Source organism: Bacillus sp. JJ634, assembly GCF_036962285.1.
Lineage (GTDB): Bacteria > Bacillota > Bacilli > Bacillales > DSM-1321 > Peribacillus > Peribacillus asahii_A.
Window position 1 is genome coordinate 96,449 of sequence record NZ_JBALMU010000013.1, and the last position, 15,485, is coordinate 111,933.

Annotated in this window: 19 protein-coding genes; 5 read left to right on the forward strand and 14 right to left on the reverse strand. The window is 38.6% G+C overall.

The window, feature by feature from the left end; all coding sequences use genetic code 11:
* Positions 1 to 122: 122 nt before the first annotated feature.
* From V7068_RS02500 to V7068_RS02540, 9 genes are all read right to left on the reverse strand, one after another.
* Entirely contained in the window at positions 123 to 1,427 is a 1,305-nt protein-coding gene (locus tag V7068_RS02500; RefSeq protein ID WP_499710840.1) for a pyrimidine-nucleoside phosphorylase, read from the reverse strand.
* Between the two features lie 27 nt (positions 1,428 to 1,454).
* Entirely contained in the window at positions 1,455 to 2,270 is an 816-nt protein-coding gene (locus V7068_RS02505; RefSeq protein ID WP_252282566.1) for a purine-nucleoside phosphorylase, read from the reverse strand.
* Positions 2,270 to 3,463 carry a phosphopentomutase gene (gene deoB, locus V7068_RS02510; protein WP_127761232.1) on the reverse strand — a complete coding sequence of 398 codons (1,194 nt, stop codon included), beginning with the start codon at positions 3,461 to 3,463 and terminating at the stop codon, positions 2,270 to 2,272. The genes V7068_RS02505 and deoB overlap by 1 nt, the downstream gene beginning before the upstream one ends.
* 211 nt (positions 3,464 to 3,674) lie before the next feature.
* Positions 3,675 to 4,565: a site-specific tyrosine recombinase XerD gene (gene xerD, locus V7068_RS02515; protein ID WP_499710842.1), complete on the reverse strand. Its 891-nt coding sequence runs from the start codon at positions 4,563 to 4,565 to the stop codon at positions 3,675 to 3,677.
* Positions 4,566 to 4,570: 5 nt separating this feature from the next.
* Entirely contained in the window at positions 4,571 to 4,798 is a 228-nt protein-coding gene (locus V7068_RS02520) for a YqzK family protein (RefSeq protein WP_127761234.1), read from the reverse strand.
* A 207-nt stretch (positions 4,799 to 5,005) separates the two neighbouring features.
* On the reverse strand, positions 5,006 to 5,467 hold the full coding sequence (fur, locus tag V7068_RS02525) for a ferric iron uptake transcriptional regulator (RefSeq protein WP_252290559.1): 462 nt from the start codon (positions 5,465 to 5,467) through the stop codon (positions 5,006 to 5,008).
* Positions 5,468 to 5,626: 159 nt separating this feature from the next.
* Complete coding sequence (gene spoIIM / locus V7068_RS02530; protein WP_499710844.1) at positions 5,627 to 6,274, reverse strand: stage II sporulation protein M; 648 nt, start codon at positions 6,272 to 6,274, stop codon at positions 5,627 to 5,629.
* 57 nt (positions 6,275 to 6,331) lie between these two features.
* Positions 6,332 to 7,495, reverse strand: a complete 1,164-nt coding sequence (locus V7068_RS02535; RefSeq protein ID WP_499710845.1) for an endonuclease Q family protein — start codon at positions 7,493 to 7,495, stop codon at positions 6,332 to 6,334.
* Positions 7,496 to 8,047: an NUDIX domain-containing protein gene (locus V7068_RS02540; protein WP_499710846.1), complete on the reverse strand. Its 552-nt coding sequence runs from the start codon at positions 8,045 to 8,047 to the stop codon at positions 7,496 to 7,498.
* A gap of 74 nt (positions 8,048 to 8,121) precedes the next feature.
* Between V7068_RS02540 and mciZ the strand changes: the two genes are divergently transcribed.
* Complete coding sequence (gene mciZ, locus V7068_RS02545) at positions 8,122 to 8,280, forward strand: Z-ring formation inhibitor MciZ (RefSeq protein WP_119115413.1); 159 nt, start codon at positions 8,122 to 8,124, stop codon at positions 8,278 to 8,280.
* Positions 8,281 to 8,398: 118 nt separating this feature from the next.
* On the forward strand, positions 8,399 to 9,307 hold the full coding sequence (locus V7068_RS02550; protein ID WP_499710848.1) for an aldo/keto reductase: 909 nt from the start codon (positions 8,399 to 8,401) through the stop codon (positions 9,305 to 9,307).
* A gap of 112 nt (positions 9,308 to 9,419) precedes the next feature.
* Here the strand turns inward: V7068_RS02550 and V7068_RS02555 are convergent, their stop codons facing one another.
* Positions 9,420 to 9,674: a YqkE family protein gene (locus V7068_RS02555; protein WP_499710850.1), complete on the reverse strand. Its 255-nt coding sequence runs from the start codon at positions 9,672 to 9,674 to the stop codon at positions 9,420 to 9,422.
* Between the two features lie 104 nt (positions 9,675 to 9,778).
* Between V7068_RS02555 and V7068_RS02560 the strand changes: the two genes are divergently transcribed.
* Together V7068_RS02560 and V7068_RS02565 are read left to right on the forward strand one after the other, a co-directional pair.
* Positions 9,779 to 10,702 carry an alpha/beta hydrolase gene (locus V7068_RS02560; protein ID WP_499710851.1) on the forward strand — a complete coding sequence of 308 codons (924 nt, stop codon included), beginning with the start codon at positions 9,779 to 9,781 and terminating at the stop codon, positions 10,700 to 10,702.
* A gap of 2 nt (positions 10,703 to 10,704) precedes the next feature.
* The gene (locus V7068_RS02565) at positions 10,705 to 11,004 is read left to right on the forward strand and encodes a TIGR04104 family putative zinc finger protein (RefSeq protein ID WP_499710853.1); all 300 of its coding nucleotides are present in this window, start codon (positions 10,705 to 10,707) and stop codon (positions 11,002 to 11,004) included.
* A 72-nt stretch (positions 11,005 to 11,076) separates the two neighbouring features.
* Here the strand turns inward: V7068_RS02565 and V7068_RS02570 are convergent, their stop codons facing one another.
* The 4 genes from V7068_RS02570 to V7068_RS02585 form a co-directional block, all read right to left on the reverse strand.
* A complete protein-coding gene (locus V7068_RS02570) occupies positions 11,077 to 11,397 on the reverse strand; it encodes an iron-sulfur cluster biosynthesis family protein (protein WP_403147500.1) in 321 nt (106 codons plus the stop codon).
* A 42-nt stretch (positions 11,398 to 11,439) separates the two neighbouring features.
* Positions 11,440 to 11,958 carry a DUF3221 domain-containing protein gene (locus tag V7068_RS02575; RefSeq protein ID WP_499710854.1) on the reverse strand — a complete coding sequence of 173 codons (519 nt, stop codon included), beginning with the start codon at positions 11,956 to 11,958 and terminating at the stop codon, positions 11,440 to 11,442.
* A gap of 163 nt (positions 11,959 to 12,121) precedes the next feature.
* Positions 12,122 to 12,913: an SDR family NAD(P)-dependent oxidoreductase gene (locus V7068_RS02580; protein WP_499710856.1), complete on the reverse strand. Its 792-nt coding sequence runs from the start codon at positions 12,911 to 12,913 to the stop codon at positions 12,122 to 12,124.
* Between the two features lie 4 nt (positions 12,914 to 12,917).
* Complete coding sequence (locus tag V7068_RS02585; RefSeq protein ID WP_499710857.1) at positions 12,918 to 13,880, reverse strand: MBL fold metallo-hydrolase; 963 nt, start codon at positions 13,878 to 13,880, stop codon at positions 12,918 to 12,920.
* Positions 13,881 to 14,461: 581 nt separating this feature from the next.
* Here V7068_RS02585 and proC point away from each other — a divergent pair.
* Positions 14,462 to 15,307 carry a pyrroline-5-carboxylate reductase gene (gene proC / locus V7068_RS02590; RefSeq protein WP_499710858.1) on the forward strand — a complete coding sequence of 282 codons (846 nt, stop codon included), beginning with the start codon at positions 14,462 to 14,464 and terminating at the stop codon, positions 15,305 to 15,307.
* The last annotated feature ends 178 nt before the right edge of the window (positions 15,308 to 15,485 follow it).

Here is a 15,485-nt window from a genome sequence, read left to right on the forward strand (position 1 = left end):
TTGAAAGACTGTTTTTCTTTCAAGTGTTGCTCACCCAAGTCTCGCCTCTGCCTCTTCTTATGGAAGATGATAAGCGGGATATTTGTGAGAAAGAACCCCAGCGGCTTTAGCCATGGGAGTGGTCAATATAAAATCTCTTTATAAATAAGTGTCGGTTGCGATACTCGTTCTTTAGAAATGGAGATATGATTATATAACTTTTCCTTAACAGCTTTTACATCTTCAACATTGCTGTAAATGGTAACGAGTGATTCGCCTTGCTCAACATAATCACCAATTTTCTTACGAAGCACTAAGCCAACCGCTAAGTCAATTTTGGACTCTTTTGTCGCCCTTCCTGCACCTAGCAGCATAGCCGCTGTACCTATCTCATCGGCTACAATTTCAGAAACATAGCCTGACTCTTTTGCTTGAAGTTCATAAACAAAGGATGCTTGCGGAAGCTTCTCAGGATGATCAACGACAGAACCATCGCCACCTTGAGCAATTAGAAACTTTCTAAACGTTTCAAGTGCAGAACCGTCTTGAATAGCTTGTGTCAATCGCGCTCTTGCTTCATCTAAAGATCTTGCTTTTTTCGCTAAATAAACCATATAACTTCCAAGTGTTAAAGAAAGCTCTGTTAAATCCTCAGGGCCTTTACCTTTCAGTGTATCGATGGCTTCTTTCACCTCAAGTGCATTCCCAATCGCAAAGCCAAGCGGCTGGCTCATATCAGAAATAACAGCCATTGTCTGGCGACCGACATTATTCCCAATCTGAACCATCGCATGAGCCAATGCCTCCGAGTCTTCGAGGGTTTTCATAAAAGCCCCTGCGCCTGTTTTCACATCGAGAACAATCGCGTCGGCACCCGCTGCAATTTTTTTACTCATAATCGAGCTTGCAATCAACCCCATACTATTAACCGTTGCAGTGACATCACGAAGCGCATAAAGCTTTTTATCCGCTGGTGTTAAATTTCCACTTTGACCGATGACAGCCAATTTATTTTTGTTTACAAGTTCAATAAATTGTTCATTTTCTATTTCAACATGAAAACCAGCAACTGCTTCTAACTTATCTACAGTTCCACCTGTATGACCTAAACCACGCCCTGACATTTTTGCCACAGGCACCCCCACAGAAGCAACCAATGGTCCTAATACGAGCGTTGTCGTATCGCCTACCCCGCCTGTAGAGTGTTTATCAACCTTAATTCCTTCAATCTTAGATAAGTCAATCTGATCACCTGATTGAACCATTGCCATCGTTAAATCCGCACATTCTCTTTCCGTTAGTCCTTGAAAATATACAGCCATCGCCCAGGCGCTCATTTGATAATCAGGAAGCGAACCATCGGTAAAACCTTGAATAATAAACGTCATTTCTTCCGTCGTTAACTCGTGTCCATCCCGCTTTTTTTCAATCAAATCTACCATTCTCATCTGAAGTTCCTCACCTTCGTAAATTGCTTACAACTCTTTTACAATTTCTTTAACAAAGCGTAAAAAACGACTTTTTACTTTTTCCGTCGTTTCAATAACCTCTTCATGAGATAGTGGCTGATCCAAAATACCGGCAGCCATATTAGTCATACAAGAAATACCAAGTACTTTTAAACCGCAATGTCTTGCCACTATCACTTCAGGAACAGTCGACATTCCAACTGCATCCCCGCCGATTACCCTTGCCATTCTTACTTCTGCTGGTGTTTCATAAGCGGGACCAGTATTACCGACATACACACCTTCTTTAAGATCTAACCCTTGCGTTGCAGCAATTTGTTTAGCTAAACTTCGCAGTTCTTTATTATACGCTTCTGACATATCTGGAAAACGCGGGCCAAAACGTGCATCATTGGAACCGATTAAAGGATTAGTTCCCATACAATTAATGTGATCAGTAATGAGCATTAAATCTCCAGGAGTAAAGCTTTCATTTACACTTCCCGCAGCATTGGTCACAATTAGTGTTTCTACACCTAATAATTTCATAACTCGGACCGGAAATGTCACTTGACTCATAGAATATCCTTCATAAAAGTGGAAACGCCCCTGCATAGCCACTACTGTTTTACCGCTCAGCTTTCCAATTACCAATTGCCCTGCATGTCCTTCCACAGTAGACACAGGAAAATTAGGAATTTCTTGATAAGGTAATACGATAGGCTGTTCAATTTCAGCCGCTAAAACACCTAAGCCTGAACCAAGAATTAAACCAACTGAAGGAACGTCTGTTATCTTGCTTTTAATAAAAGCAGCTGCCTTTTCTAATTGCTCGTACATCATCAAGCCCCTCCTTCATTTAATTCAGCTAACATACTTTTTCCATACGAAGGCATCTTCACCTTAAAATTATCTGCTACCGTCGCACCAATATCTGCAAATGTTTGACGAATAGGCAGTTGTCGACCGCCGGATTGAAAACGTTTTGAATAAATCAATAGAGGCACATATTCACGTGTATGGTCTGTTCCATGATGAATGGGATCATTTCCGTGGTCAGCCGTAATCATTAATAAATCATTCTCCGTTAGTTTATCTAATACTTCTGGCAATCGTGCATCAAATTCTTCTAATGCTTTCCCATAGCCTAATGGATCGCGGCGATGTCCAAACAAGGCATCAAAATCAACAAGATTCAAGAAGCTTAAACCCGTAAAATCTTTCTCAACTGTATACACAAGTTTATCCATACCATCCATATTGGACACAGTTCGCAAAGATTCCGTTACTCCTTCCCCGTCAAAGATATCGGAAATTTTCCCGATAGCTAGTACATCTAAGCCTGCATCTTTCAATTCATCCATCACTGTTCGATCAAAAGGTTTTAGCGCATAATCATGACGGTTTGACGTTCTTTTGAAGTGACCTGGCTCTCCGATAAACGGACGAGCAATGACACGGCCGACTTTGTATTCATCCGCTAACGTCATTTCCCGGGCTATTCCACAAATATTATACAGTTCGTCAAGTGGAACAATCTCTTCATGTGCAGCAATTTGGAGTACAGAGTCAGCAGATGTATAAACAATAAGAGCTCCTGTCTTCATATGTTCTTCCCCAAGCTCTTCAAGAATAGCTGTGCCGCTCGCTGGCTTATTCGCAATTATTTTGCGCCCTGTTTTCTCTTCCAAAGCTTTGATTAAAGAGTCGGGAAAACCATTTGGAAACACCTGAAAAGGCTGCGTAATATTAAGGCCCATAATTTCCCAGTGACCTGTCATCGTATCCTTTCCTGTTGATGCTTCCTGCATTTTCGTATAGTAAGCAAGCGGATGTTCCGCTTTTTCCACACCTTTTATCTCTCGAATATTACTTAATCCTAACTTAGCCAAATTTGGCATATGTAAGCCATTCATCCGCTCTGCAATATGTCCTAACGTATCGGCCCCCTTATCCCCAAACTTCTCGGCATCGGGTGCCTCACCAATCCCAACAGAGTCCATTACAATGACAAATATACGTTTAAATTTTCCCATTACGATTCCTCCTACAAAAGTAAATCAATCGGATATATCCTAACTGCTAACCTGTACCCATCATAGTATCATTCATAAGGACCAATAAGCAATTTACGCCCACATCATATAGTGAAGCCTTCATAGCAAAGTCCGTTAAATACAAGTATAAAAACAAACTAGGCCTCTCAACCGCAGCTAAGAGACCTTTCTCTATTAATCTATGTACCTACTAAGCACGTGGATGAAACTTTGAATACACATCTTTAATACGGACATTCGTAATATGCGTATAAATTTGAGTGGTAGAAATATCAGCATGCCCAAGCATTTCTTGAACAGCACGCAAATCTGCTCCATTCATTAATAAATGCGTTGCAAACGAATGGCGTAGTGTATGCGGTGTAATCTCTTTTTCAATATTCGCTTCCTTCGTCAACTTTTTAAGAATTTTCCAAAAACCTTGGCGTGTCAGTCGATTGCCATGATGATTTAAAAAGAGCGAACTGGTACGATTATGAGAAGCTAGTTTTCCTCTCCCTTTTTGCAAATAGGCTTCAATCGCGGTTAATGCCGTCTGGCCAATCGGGATAATTCGTTCCTTGTTCCCTTTCCCGACACAGCGAACAAACCCCATCGCCGCATGGACATCGCTTATATCTAGTTGAATGATTTCACTCACCCTCATCCCAGTTGCATATAAAAGCTCAAGCATCGCTTTATCGCGAAGTCCGAAATGATCCATCACTTTCGGTGCCTCTAACAAGGCCTCTACTTCATCCATACTCAGTACCTTTGGCAAACTTCTCTCAGGCTGCGGTGTTTCAATATGTACGGTTGGATCTTGATTCGTTACTTTTTCGCGAAGTAGAAACTGATGAAACGAGCGAATGGAAGCAATATGACGCGCTACTGTTTTCGACGATTTTCCCTGATCCTTTAACTGAGCTAAAAAATGCATAATATTGACTCGCCTAGAATCATTCCACTCATTAATTTGTTCTATATTTTTAAGATACTGCCAATACGATTTCAAATCGCGTTCATAAGAGACAATCGTATTTTTAGCTAGTCCTTTTTCAATTGTTAAAAAATGAATAAAATCTCGTATTTGATCTTCCATTTGCATTACTCCCCATCTAAATAAAACAACAATAAACGGTCAAGCCATGTATTGCTATCAGAGTCAACAGCTTTTGTTACTTTAATGGCTGCTCCTTCTGGTTCATCGTAACGATGATAACTTTGATATTCTTGATTTAACCATACCATTCCAATATAAAAAAGAACAGTGAAGCCCACAAAAAGAATTAAAACTTTACAAGTATGCAGTATAAGGGCTAATGAAGCTTTCATTCACTCACTCTCTCCTCTCAACCAATCTCTATATGTCCAATCTATGCCCAGTAAGACAAGTTTTATACATATAGATGAAGAAAGATAGATTGAAACTTCATTTTCATTCCCTACAGTACTCCTTTCTCATAGAGCCTTGAAGCAGGATACAATTGTTAGATATAAAAAAATAGAAAACCTTTTCCGGGTACAGGAAAAGGCTTTCTATTATTCATCTTTATCGTTATTTTCTTTATCATGGCAGCGATGACAAATACCATGAAAGGTTAGTCTATGATCTTTTATTTTGAAATTCCAGTTACGCTCTACAATCGCTTCGACGTCTTCAAGCAAATCTTCTTGAATTTCATCCACTGCACCACATTCAACACAAACAAGATGATGATGAAAATGTGCAGCGCCTTCTTGTCTTAAATCATAACGGGATACTCCATCTCCGAAATTGATTTTATCTACGATTTTTAATTCCGTTAATAACTCCAATGTACGGTAAACGGTTGCTAAGCCAATTTCCGGCGACTTTTCTTTGACAAGGAGGTAAACATCTTCAGCACTTAAATGATCCTCTTCATGTTCAAGTAAAACGCGGACGGTCGCTTCTCGTTGAGGTGTCAATTTGTAGCTGGACGAGTGCAACTGTTTTTTGATTCTATCTATTCTTTCTTCCATACGTAATTCCCTCCCGCGCCGCTATATCTGTTCCATTATATCAAATGAGGGAAAACTGTCAAAATACATTTCCTCTGAAATAAAAAGAAATTTTCCAAATAACTTTTTAAACAAATAATACGAATAAGCTTTTATAGTAGAAATACATCAATTTCTACATTATTCAGCAAGTAAACTTACGACACTTTTCATAACAGATGGTGATATATATGCTTCAATTCCTCCTGCCACTACTATAAATACTAGTGAAAAAACAAGAGAAAATATATAACGCATAATGACCGGCTTTAACGGTGTGCGAATTTGTTTTAAAAAAATACGACTAATCATTTTCATCGATAACGACACAGCTAACACACTAATAATAATAAAAACAGGTACAAGAAAAATATTCTGCGGCAAAATGGAAACAAAGGATAATAAAAATCCACTCCATCCCATTTGATTCACTAAAAAACCAACTGTAAAGCCCACGACCATGCCTTTTAAAAATAATAAAATTAAAATGACTGGTAAACCAATAATCGAAATACCTAAAATCCAAATGAAACTGATATATCTTAAGTTATGAAGCACACTTTGTTGAAACATTTCATGTGTAGCTGCGATTTGCCCATCTGAAACTTGTCCAAAAAATTGCGATAAATAATAGAACAAATCTTCTTTTTGTGTAAAGCTTAAACTATTCACAAGCACGGCTCCAAAAATAACCCCCATTAAGAAGAGGACAGTAATAAATACGTATAGTGAGGAATGTTCAGTAATATGATGGATTACGGCATTTTGTACGGCAGATCGTTTTTTCATTTTTCATCCTCCCAACTCCACTTACTAGAATCTATGTGAGTTGTTTGGATTTATGCGTTACATTTTAACTTTCCCGTATTTGCCGCCTCCACCTACTTCAAAAGACAAATTCCCATTTCTAGCTAAATCAATATAATGAGCTAGCTTGTCGGGAACAACTTCGGCTAATTCCTCTATCGCTACTCGGTGTAAAATATTCATTTCTGTCCCAAACGCCTGAAGCAATCGCTCCAATGATTTTGGCCCGAGGCCTGGAATAAAATCGAGTGGTACTTGATGAATATAAGGCGGGCGTGGTCGGTGATGTTCGATTTTACTAGATAACTCTTTAATTCTCGTTGAAACTCCCTTGATAATCTGTTTGCTGTGACATGTTGGACAAGATGTTTCTCCGGCATCCACCTTTTGATAGCATTCTCCACAAACCGTTTCATGATATTTGCCAAGCAGCGGATTCAAGCCATAATTCGCAACAATAGCTCGCCCCTCTACTTCTTGCAATGCTTTTTTCAATTCTAAAAAGCTCGCTTCTTCTAATCGTAGCTTTTGATATTCACGAGCAATTTTTCCTAATGAATGAGCATCAGAATTTGTTAGAAATACATATTGCTGTAACTCTTTTATATTTTGTACCATTGGTGTGTCCGAGCTAAGGCCAAGCTCGATTCCATCAATCTTTGCTGGATCGAACACTTCACTTAAACTTGTTTTGACTCCTTTTCCATAAAGGCTTTTAAAGGGAGTAAACACATGCGCTGGAATAAACAGTCCCCCTAATGAACGAACCTTATTTTGCAGAGTCACTCCATCACAATAGATACGCTGTGAGCTTAAATGAATGTTTTTCACATACCCACTCATCCAGCTTGAAAAAGCTTTCATCGTTTCAATACTTGGAAAGAAGCCAAGCACATGAATCGGTCCATAACAATGTTCATCATAAATTTCAATTTCCGCTCCCGGAATAATCGTCATCTGTTGAAACCGCAGGCCTCCTTCTGGCAGTTCAAATAGTTCACCACTTTGAATAAGCTCTTCTATTTCTCCAATTACTTCCGGTGAATGGCAATCGATAATACCAATTAAATCTAGGCCTTTACGGTGACTAGCTACTTCAAGAATATGCTGAAGTGTTAATGATTTACTTCCGGTAATTTTAACGGCCTTGCCGCTCTTCGTCCTGCCGATATGAATATGTAAATCAGCATACAAGTCTTTCATCTATTTTTGTAACGCCTCCATTAGTTGCAAATACTGCACAGCATACGCTGTTTTTGCATCATAAATTTTTTCTTCCTCTATATATTGTTGCGCTTCCTCTAGTGTTAGCTCAATCACTTCAACAAATTCATCTTCATCTAATGACGCAGCATCTTCTTTTTTCGATAACTGATGAGCGACATATACATGCACTAATTCATCGGCGAACCCCGGAGATGTATAAAAAGAAATGACATGCTCCATTCGCTCGCATACATAGCCTGTTTCTTCTTCTAATTCACGTTCTGCCGTCTTTAATGGCTCTTCCCCTGGTTCAAGCTTTCCTGCAGGAATTTCCACTAAGCTTCTTTCCATTGCTTTTCGATACTGTTCAACCATCACAATTTTCCCATCGTCTGTAATAGCAATGACCGCAACCGCACCTGGATGCTTAATAATTTCCCGCTTACTTGTCTTTCCATTCGGTAATTCAACGTCATCTACCTGTAAGCTAATCACTTTTCCTGTAAATATTTTTTGTGACGACAATGTTTTTTCTTCAAATTTTTTCAACTTGTCCACTTCCTTTGTTCTATTTAGCATGAAACTTCATATATTTTACCATAATAACAGTGGAGGTCGATTTGATGAAAATATACGTGTTGGAAAAAAGTATTGTATTCTCGGGTAAAGCATGGGAAATTAAACAAAAACTCCAAGAATCGCTACATCACTATCGATATGTCAACGAATGGATTACTGATGTTCATCAACAAACTGTTGCTCCACAACGAAAAACTGTTTAATCTATCGAGGCTAACAAATAGCCTCTTTTTCATGAAATAATGAAAAAACAAATCATTTCACGCTTCACTAAAAATTAAGGTAAAATGAGGAAGAAAATGAGAAATAGGAGTACATACAATGAAAACAAGAAAACTAGGAAACTCTATAATACAGGTTTCAGAAATCGGATTAGGCTGTATGTCACTTGGAACCGATGAAAAAAAAGCAGCGGACATTATTCATGCTGCTTTAGACGAAGGGATTACGTATTTTGATACAGCTGATTTATATGATTACGGCATGAATGAAGCAATTGTCGGTCAAACTTTAAAGTCCTGCCGAGATCAAGTCATCCTCGCAACAAAAGTCGGAAATCGTTGGAATGAAGCCCGAGATGGCTGGAGTTGGGATGCTTCAAGTGCTTACATCAAAACAGCCGTTAAAGATAGCTTAACACGCCTAGGGACGGATTATATCGATTTGTATCAACTTCATGGAGGAACAATGGAAGACAAGATAGATGAAGTAATTGATACATTTGAGGAATTAAAAAAAGCGGGTTATATTCGCGCTTACGGTATTTCTTCTATTCGACCAAATGTCATTAAACAATATGCAGCGAAATCTCATATCGATTCAGTTATGATGCAATATAGCTTGCTTGACCGTCGTCCTGAAGAATGGCTTCCCTTATTAAAAGAACAAAACATTAGCATCATCGCTCGCGGGCCTGTGGCAAAAGGATTATTAAGTGAACGCATGTTAAGTAAATTAAACGCGGACGGATATTTAGACTATAGCTATAATGAATTAAAAGAACTGCTTCCGTTATTAAAGGACAAGTTGTCTCCTCGAAAAATGAATGAAACAGCTCTGCAATATGTTCTCGCTGAACCGACTGTCGCTGCTGTAATTCCTGGAGCAAGCTCTGTCGCTCAATTGCGTGAAAATTGTCAAGCTGTTCGAAGTAAAGCCCTATCTTCTGAAGAACTGCAAGTATTACGCCAGCTTACAAAGGCGAATGTGTACCATATTCATCGAGATTAATCCTTTATCTGCGATTATTCTATCAACCGAGATTGTGATCTATCTAACAAAATCTCCTTTTTATCTACGAAAAAGTCCCATATATCCGTTTCATGACATATGGGACTTTTCTTTATTTATAATTTTTCCAATCTAAATTACTTTCCTCTAACAGCTCTTCAAACGATTTATTTTTCTCGCGTCGTTTGCGTTCTTCGCGCTTTCTCGCTTCTTCTGCTTCTTTTTTTACCTGTGCAGCTTCTGTTAATTCCTTTTGTGTTTGGCGAAGCTTAGACATGATATCTCCATTAATGAGATCCCCTAATTTTAAGGAATCATCTTGAGTTTGTTGTTTTGACGTATGAGTACGCGATTGTTTTTTGCTCATTAGTAAACCCCTCCCTTACGTTGCCACTATTATATCATGGGACACAGCCTCTGTTTTGATTTCTTGCTTAGAATGATACAATAACAGCAAGAGGAGGAAATTTCATGAAAAAATGGTGGGTTATCATTGCGGGCATTCTAAGTTATGTAATAGGCATCGGAATGTATATGTCCAATCGCATTATGTTTATGAAGAAAAAAGAAGATGCCTTTATACAAAATCGCGAAATTGAGGCAAAACGGTTTAGTATAAAAGAGTTCGAAGCATTACCAAGAACAGAACTCCTCATTCCCTCTCCAGAAGGCTATTCGTTAAAATGTATATTGATTGAACCCCATGATACAAAAAAATGGATCATTATTTGTCACGGCGTTACCGAAAACAAAATCAATTCTTTTAAATATGCCGATATGTTTATGAAACTTGGATTTAATGCCGTTATCTACGATCATCGCCGTCATGGTGAATCTGGCGGTAAAACGAGCAGTTACGGTCACTATGAGAAATTTGATTTACAAGCCGTTATAGCCGAGGTAAAGAAACGCAAAGGAAACGACATTATGCTTGGTATTCACGGTGAATCGATGGGAGCCGTAACGACACTTTTATATGCCGGGATGCTTGAAGATGCAGCTGATTTTTATATCGTTGATTGTCCCTTCTCAAACTTCGAGGAACAAATTAAACATCAAATGAGTCAGGAAGTTTCTGTACCATCATGGGCTGTTTTCCCAATCGGTCGTGCTTTCATTAAACTGCGCGATGGCTACTGGACAAGTGAAGTCTCTCCAATTGACTATGTAAACAATATTCGAAAACCGGTTTTATTTATCCATAGTGAGCCCGACCGTTTCATTCCCGCCTCCATGACACAAGCCTTATATGAGCAAAAAAGAGGGCCAAAACAGCTTTACTTAGTGAAAAAAGGGGCTCATGCCCAGTCCTATAACGAAAATCCTGAAGAATATAAAGCACAAGTTAAACTATTTTTAGAAACATATGTTTATGATAAAGAAGAAGGTGCTTAATTATGCCTACCTGTCAGCATTGTTATGCTAAATGGAGCTGGAGAGAAACATTTTGCAAAATGTTTACATTTAAAAATAAGCTCAAATGCTCCTCCTGCGAAACATTTCAATATCTATCAAAAAAGTCAAGAAACCAAATAAGCCTATTGTCTGTCATGCCTTGCTTAAGCTCCATACCGTTATTATCATTCAACTTACCTATTAAAATCATTGTATCTTTACAATTCATAACAATTGTTTTAGCACTGATTTGGATGCCCTTTTTATATAAACTAAACAATAAGGATGAACCAATGTGGTAACTGTATGTTGCCAAAAATACATAAGGTTGTCTCAACAATCAATCAACTTTGAGACAGCCTTATTCGTGTGAACTATTTTCGATAAAAACTAAGCCGTGGATTTAAAATTTCATTCGGACTTTTGAGCATAAAACAATTCGCTGATTCTACAAAATCAATTTTCATCACTTCATCTAAATAAATCATTTTCGACTTCTCTACATAGATAGTTGGACCATTCGTATCAATCTTCTCAAAATCTGCATCAAGCTCCTGAACAAGCCAAAGCGCGGTTACTCCATTAACTGCGCAGCCGCAATCATCTGTATCGTATTTTAATAGTAGATACCCGCTAGCTCCATTCATCTTTTCCGTTACTTTCGTTAAAGCTTTCTCTGTCCATTCGATATACATATAAGCCTCTCCTTATTTACCTTTCTCATTTTTCAATTAACATTAATACAACACTTCATTCTTACGCTCATCTACCATAACCGTAAAGCTTGTGTCTGTATTAGAACGATTCATCATCTCAATGTTATAAACTTTTTCCTTCGCCTCATAGAGTACATGCAGAACCATAAATCGTTGACTTGCAACTTCTGTCACGTGATTAATCGCTTTCGTGACGGCCTCTTGCTCAGCTATGCTTTGGGCGTCAGTCAGCACAAGAAGGAACTTTGCCTTCGTTTTCGCCGGGAACGATTCTTTAATCTCTCCTATATACCATGGCTTCACTTTCATTCCGATTTCTAAATCCTCATAGGAGAGCTCTCTGCCCTTCAAATCTTGAATAAGGGTCTCCTTCGTCATCTTATAATAGGTACTTTTGATTAAAACTCGTTTGTCCTCAAGGCTGGTAATAAACCCTGTGTCCCCTTTTTCAATCCGCTCTTTCTGAGTATCAGAAGGGTGACAACCAACTAACCCGATTATCACAAACAAACATAATAAATTTATCAGCTTTCGCTTCAAAATGTTGCCTCCTTATGTTTTTTAAATATATGTACCCATTCATCTTCCAAAAGGCAGGATCAAGAAACAAACGCTATTAAAAATAAAGTGAAACTTCCATAACATAGCCTTGAACAAAAAAGCTGTACCAAAGTCTATCTTTTTAGTACAGCTTGCTAGTATTTTATTTCTTAAAAAAAGCTCGTTTCCCAACTAGTTCAGCTGTTGCGGGAAATAAATAATACAACTTACTCGCCACATTCATCCAACCCGGTAAGTTGATTTCTCGTTTATCGGTCAACATGGATTCAACAATTTTTTGAGCAACCGCTTCCGGCTTTAACATAAATTTTTGAATGCTTTTGACATAGTTACCTGATTCATCAGCTGTTTCAAAAAAGTTTGTCGCAATAGGGCCAGGATTCACGGTTGTAACAGAAATCCCCTCTTCTTTTACTTCCATTCGCAGCGCATTTGAGTAACCTAGTACAGCAAATTTAGTTGCCGAATAGAGCGATGATTTAGGTGTAGCCATTTTACCGGCCTGGGACGCAATATTAATAATATGCCCTGCTTTCCGACGTTTCATCGAAGAAAGTACGTTATTTGTACAAGCCATTAAACCGAGTACATTGACATCAAACATCGCTTTAGCTTCATCTATATCGGTTTCAGCAGCTTCTTTAAAAATGCCGTATCCCGCATTATTCACTAAAATATCAACTTCCCCAACCTCGTTCGCAATTCGTTCAAAAACGGCTCGCACCTCATTCGAATTCGCGACATCAAGTTCAAATGCAAATAAAGAAACACCGAACGTATCAATAAGTGTCTTGCGCAATGCTACTAATTTGTCCATACTTCTTGCAAGCAGTACAACACTAGCTCCTTGTTTAGCTGCTTGAATTGCAATCTCTTTTCCTAACCCGCCAGAAGCTCCTGTAATAACAACAATTTTTCCTCTTAATCTTGTCATCTTATTACGCAATAGAGAAAAGTGTTAAACCCGATTGGATTTCACTTTTAATCTCCCCTAAGTCTTCTAAATAATCTAATTGACCAATCGTCTCCCACATCGTCAAATCAGTTTCTTTGCGATACACTTTCGGAAATAGACGCTTACAAATTTCAAATCCAGTTAACGGCTTTTCTTCCAGCATTTTTTTCACCTGCATCGCACGCTCATGCTGGCGATTCATACGAAATTGAACCCATTCCTCCACACCTTCAACTTCCTCTCCGTGGCCTGAATACACTTTTGAAATTGGAAAATTGAGTATTTTTCTTAACGATTCATTATATTGAAGCAATGGTTTTGGACGTTCTCCACCAGGGGAAAGCGGAGGCTCTATAATCGGATTGGGTGATATTTTAGCAATTACATGGTCGCCGCCGATTAATACGGCATCACTTTCTCGGTACAATGATATATGACTTTGTGCATGACCTAACGTCTCAATTGTTTTCCAATTAGGTAAACCCGGTATTTCATCGCCTTCTGCTAAAAAAGCAGCAAGCTTTCTTCCATTATAAAATGCTCTCTCTTCTTTAGAGTAAGTTAGCTTCCCTCTTAAGTCTTCTTCAATTCCAAGTAAATCTGCATATTCAAGAAAAAATTGATTACACCTATGTAAAAACTCATCGCTCCCATCAAGCCAGCGCTGATTATTTTTATGGCCATACAAGGGCACATCTTGGGAAAAGAAATCAAGTGCACCAGCATGATCAGGATGATGATGCGTTAAAACGATTTGTTCAATATCTGCTACTTTCAACTTTAATTCACCTAATTTATAATCGAGTGCTTCTTTTGTTTCCTTCGTTTTAAGACCCGTATCAATTAAAGTTAAAGCATCTCCTTTTACAACATATACATTTACGTCACCAACCGCAAACGGTGTTGGCAATGCAATCTTTGCGATCTTATTCTCCCAGTTCACCATTATTTTATCCACCTTAAACATTATATTGGGCTTTGTTATACGATGCTGTTGATTGCCAAGAGCCTTTAACAAAGCATTATATTAAAAATTTGTTACACAACAGTCTTACACTTATATAATCCATATTTTACATTTTCTCTTGGACGTTGTCATTATTTTCGCATAATTGTGGTTATTTTTTTGTATCGTGCATACATTATATATTGACAGTTTACTTGTTTATCCTGCATAATCACAAGTAATTAAATCGTTTGGCTATGAGTAAGACCAAGTAAATAGATGACGGTGAATAGAGAGTGAGGCTCCTTTTTGGCTGCAAGGCTTCACCACCCTCTCATGTATTGAACCTACCTTATGAGCCTTCAGGAAAACCTGACGTATATCCAACGTTAAAGGATCTTAAAGCGCAGCTTTCAGCGAACGTAAAAGAGAAAGTTGAACAAAGGTGGTACCACGGAAGCAAGATCTTTCGTCCTTTATGGATGAGAGATCTTTTTTATTTGGCTTTGTTACATAATGCGATTTAAACATGGCTACATTCGCTAACAAAGCCTTTGACTTTAACAAAGGAGCGAAAGAAAATGAAGAAAATAACCTTTATTGGGGCAGGTTCTATGGCTGAGGCCATTATTTCAGGATTGGTAGCCCAACAAGTGGTAGACCCTAAAAATATTAACGTGACAAACAAATCAAATGAAGCTAGATTAGCATCCTTAAACGAAAAATATGGTGTAACAGGGACACGAAATATACAAGAAGCTATGAAAGAAGCCGACGTTGTTTTGCTAGCTGTAAAACCAAAAGATATGTTAGCTACCATGCAATCCATTCAACCATATATTACAACTGAGATGATGCTCGTCTCTGTTGCAGCAGGTGTTCATACCGCAAGCCTTGAAGGAATTGCGGCAAAAGAGGTAGCCGTTATTCGTGCGATGCCTAATACGTCTGCAACGGTCGGGCAATCAGCCACAGCGATTAGCACAAATGCATACACATCGGCCGAACAACGTCAAACAGCGATTACGCTTTTTGAAACAATCGGCTCTGTCGTCGTTGTTGAAGAAGAGCAGCTAGACGCTGTAACAGGTCTATCCGGAAGCGGCCCTGCTTACCTATATTATCTTGTTGAAGCAATGGAAAAGTCAGCACAAGATCTTGGCCTCGATGCTGGTACTGCTAAACAATTAATCATTCAAACAATGCTAGGTGCTGCCGAAATGCTTAAGCATTCCACAAAATCACCAGCTACTTTAAGAAAAGAAGTAACGTCTCCAGGCGGAACGACTGAAGCAGGATTAAAAGTACTACAAAATTGTGAAGTCGATCAAGCTTTTATCGCGTGCATTGAGGAAGCAACTGCACAATCCAAACGAATGGGGAAACAAATTAGCGACCAGCTTGCACAATATGCTGTTCCCCGCTAAACCGGCATGATTTTATGCCAATTTCGCTAGATTCTTAAGTATAAAAAGAGCGTGATTAAAAGGGCAGGATATGCTTCTTTTGATTCATGCTCTTTTTACTCTTTAAGTATGGGATAAAGTAAAACTTCCATCAGTGGGGGTTTTCCTTCATCCCCCACTGATGGTTAGCCACGTTCTA

Coding starts and splice junctions, on each gene's coding strand:
- V7068_RS02500 (WP_499710840.1), bottom strand. CDS start 1,427: ATGAGAATGGTAGATTTGATTGAAAAAAAGCGGGATGGACACGAGTTA.
- V7068_RS02505 (WP_252282566.1), bottom strand. CDS start 2,270: ATGATGTACGAGCAATTAGAAAAGGCAGCTGCTTTTATTAAAAGCAAG.
- deoB (WP_127761232.1), bottom strand. CDS start 3,463: ATGGGAAAATTTAAACGTATATTTGTCATTGTAATGGACTCTGTTGGG.
- xerD (WP_499710842.1), bottom strand. CDS start 4,565: ATGGAAGATCAAATACGAGATTTTATTCATTTTTTAACAATTGAAAAA.
- V7068_RS02520 (WP_127761234.1), bottom strand. CDS start 4,798: ATGAAAGCTTCATTAGCCCTTATACTGCATACTTGTAAAGTTTTAATT.
- fur (WP_252290559.1), bottom strand. CDS start 5,467: ATGGAAGAAAGAATAGATAGAATCAAAAAACAGTTGCACTCGTCCAGC.
- spoIIM (WP_499710844.1), bottom strand. CDS start 6,274: ATGAAAAAACGATCTGCCGTACAAAATGCCGTAATCCATCATATTACT.
- V7068_RS02535 (WP_499710845.1), bottom strand. CDS start 7,495: ATGAAAGACTTGTATGCTGATTTACATATTCATATCGGCAGGACGAAG.
- mciZ (WP_119115413.1), top strand. CDS start 8,122: ATGAAAATATACGTGTTGGAAAAAAGTATTGTATTCTCGGGTAAAGCA.
- V7068_RS02550 (WP_499710848.1), top strand. CDS start 8,399: ATGAAAACAAGAAAACTAGGAAACTCTATAATACAGGTTTCAGAAATC.
- V7068_RS02555 (WP_499710850.1), bottom strand. CDS start 9,674: ATGAGCAAAAAACAATCGCGTACTCATACGTCAAAACAACAAACTCAA.
- V7068_RS02560 (WP_499710851.1), top strand. CDS start 9,779: ATGAAAAAATGGTGGGTTATCATTGCGGGCATTCTAAGTTATGTAATA.
- V7068_RS02565 (WP_499710853.1), top strand. CDS start 10,705: ATGCCTACCTGTCAGCATTGTTATGCTAAATGGAGCTGGAGAGAAACA.
- V7068_RS02570 (WP_403147500.1), bottom strand. CDS start 11,397: ATGTATATCGAATGGACAGAGAAAGCTTTAACGAAAGTAACGGAAAAG.
- V7068_RS02580 (WP_499710856.1), bottom strand. CDS start 12,913: ATGACAAGATTAAGAGGAAAAATTGTTGTTATTACAGGAGCTTCTGGC.
- V7068_RS02585 (WP_499710857.1), bottom strand. CDS start 13,880: ATGGTGAACTGGGAGAATAAGATCGCAAAGATTGCATTGCCAACACCG.
- proC (WP_499710858.1), top strand. CDS start 14,462: ATGAAGAAAATAACCTTTATTGGGGCAGGTTCTATGGCTGAGGCCATT.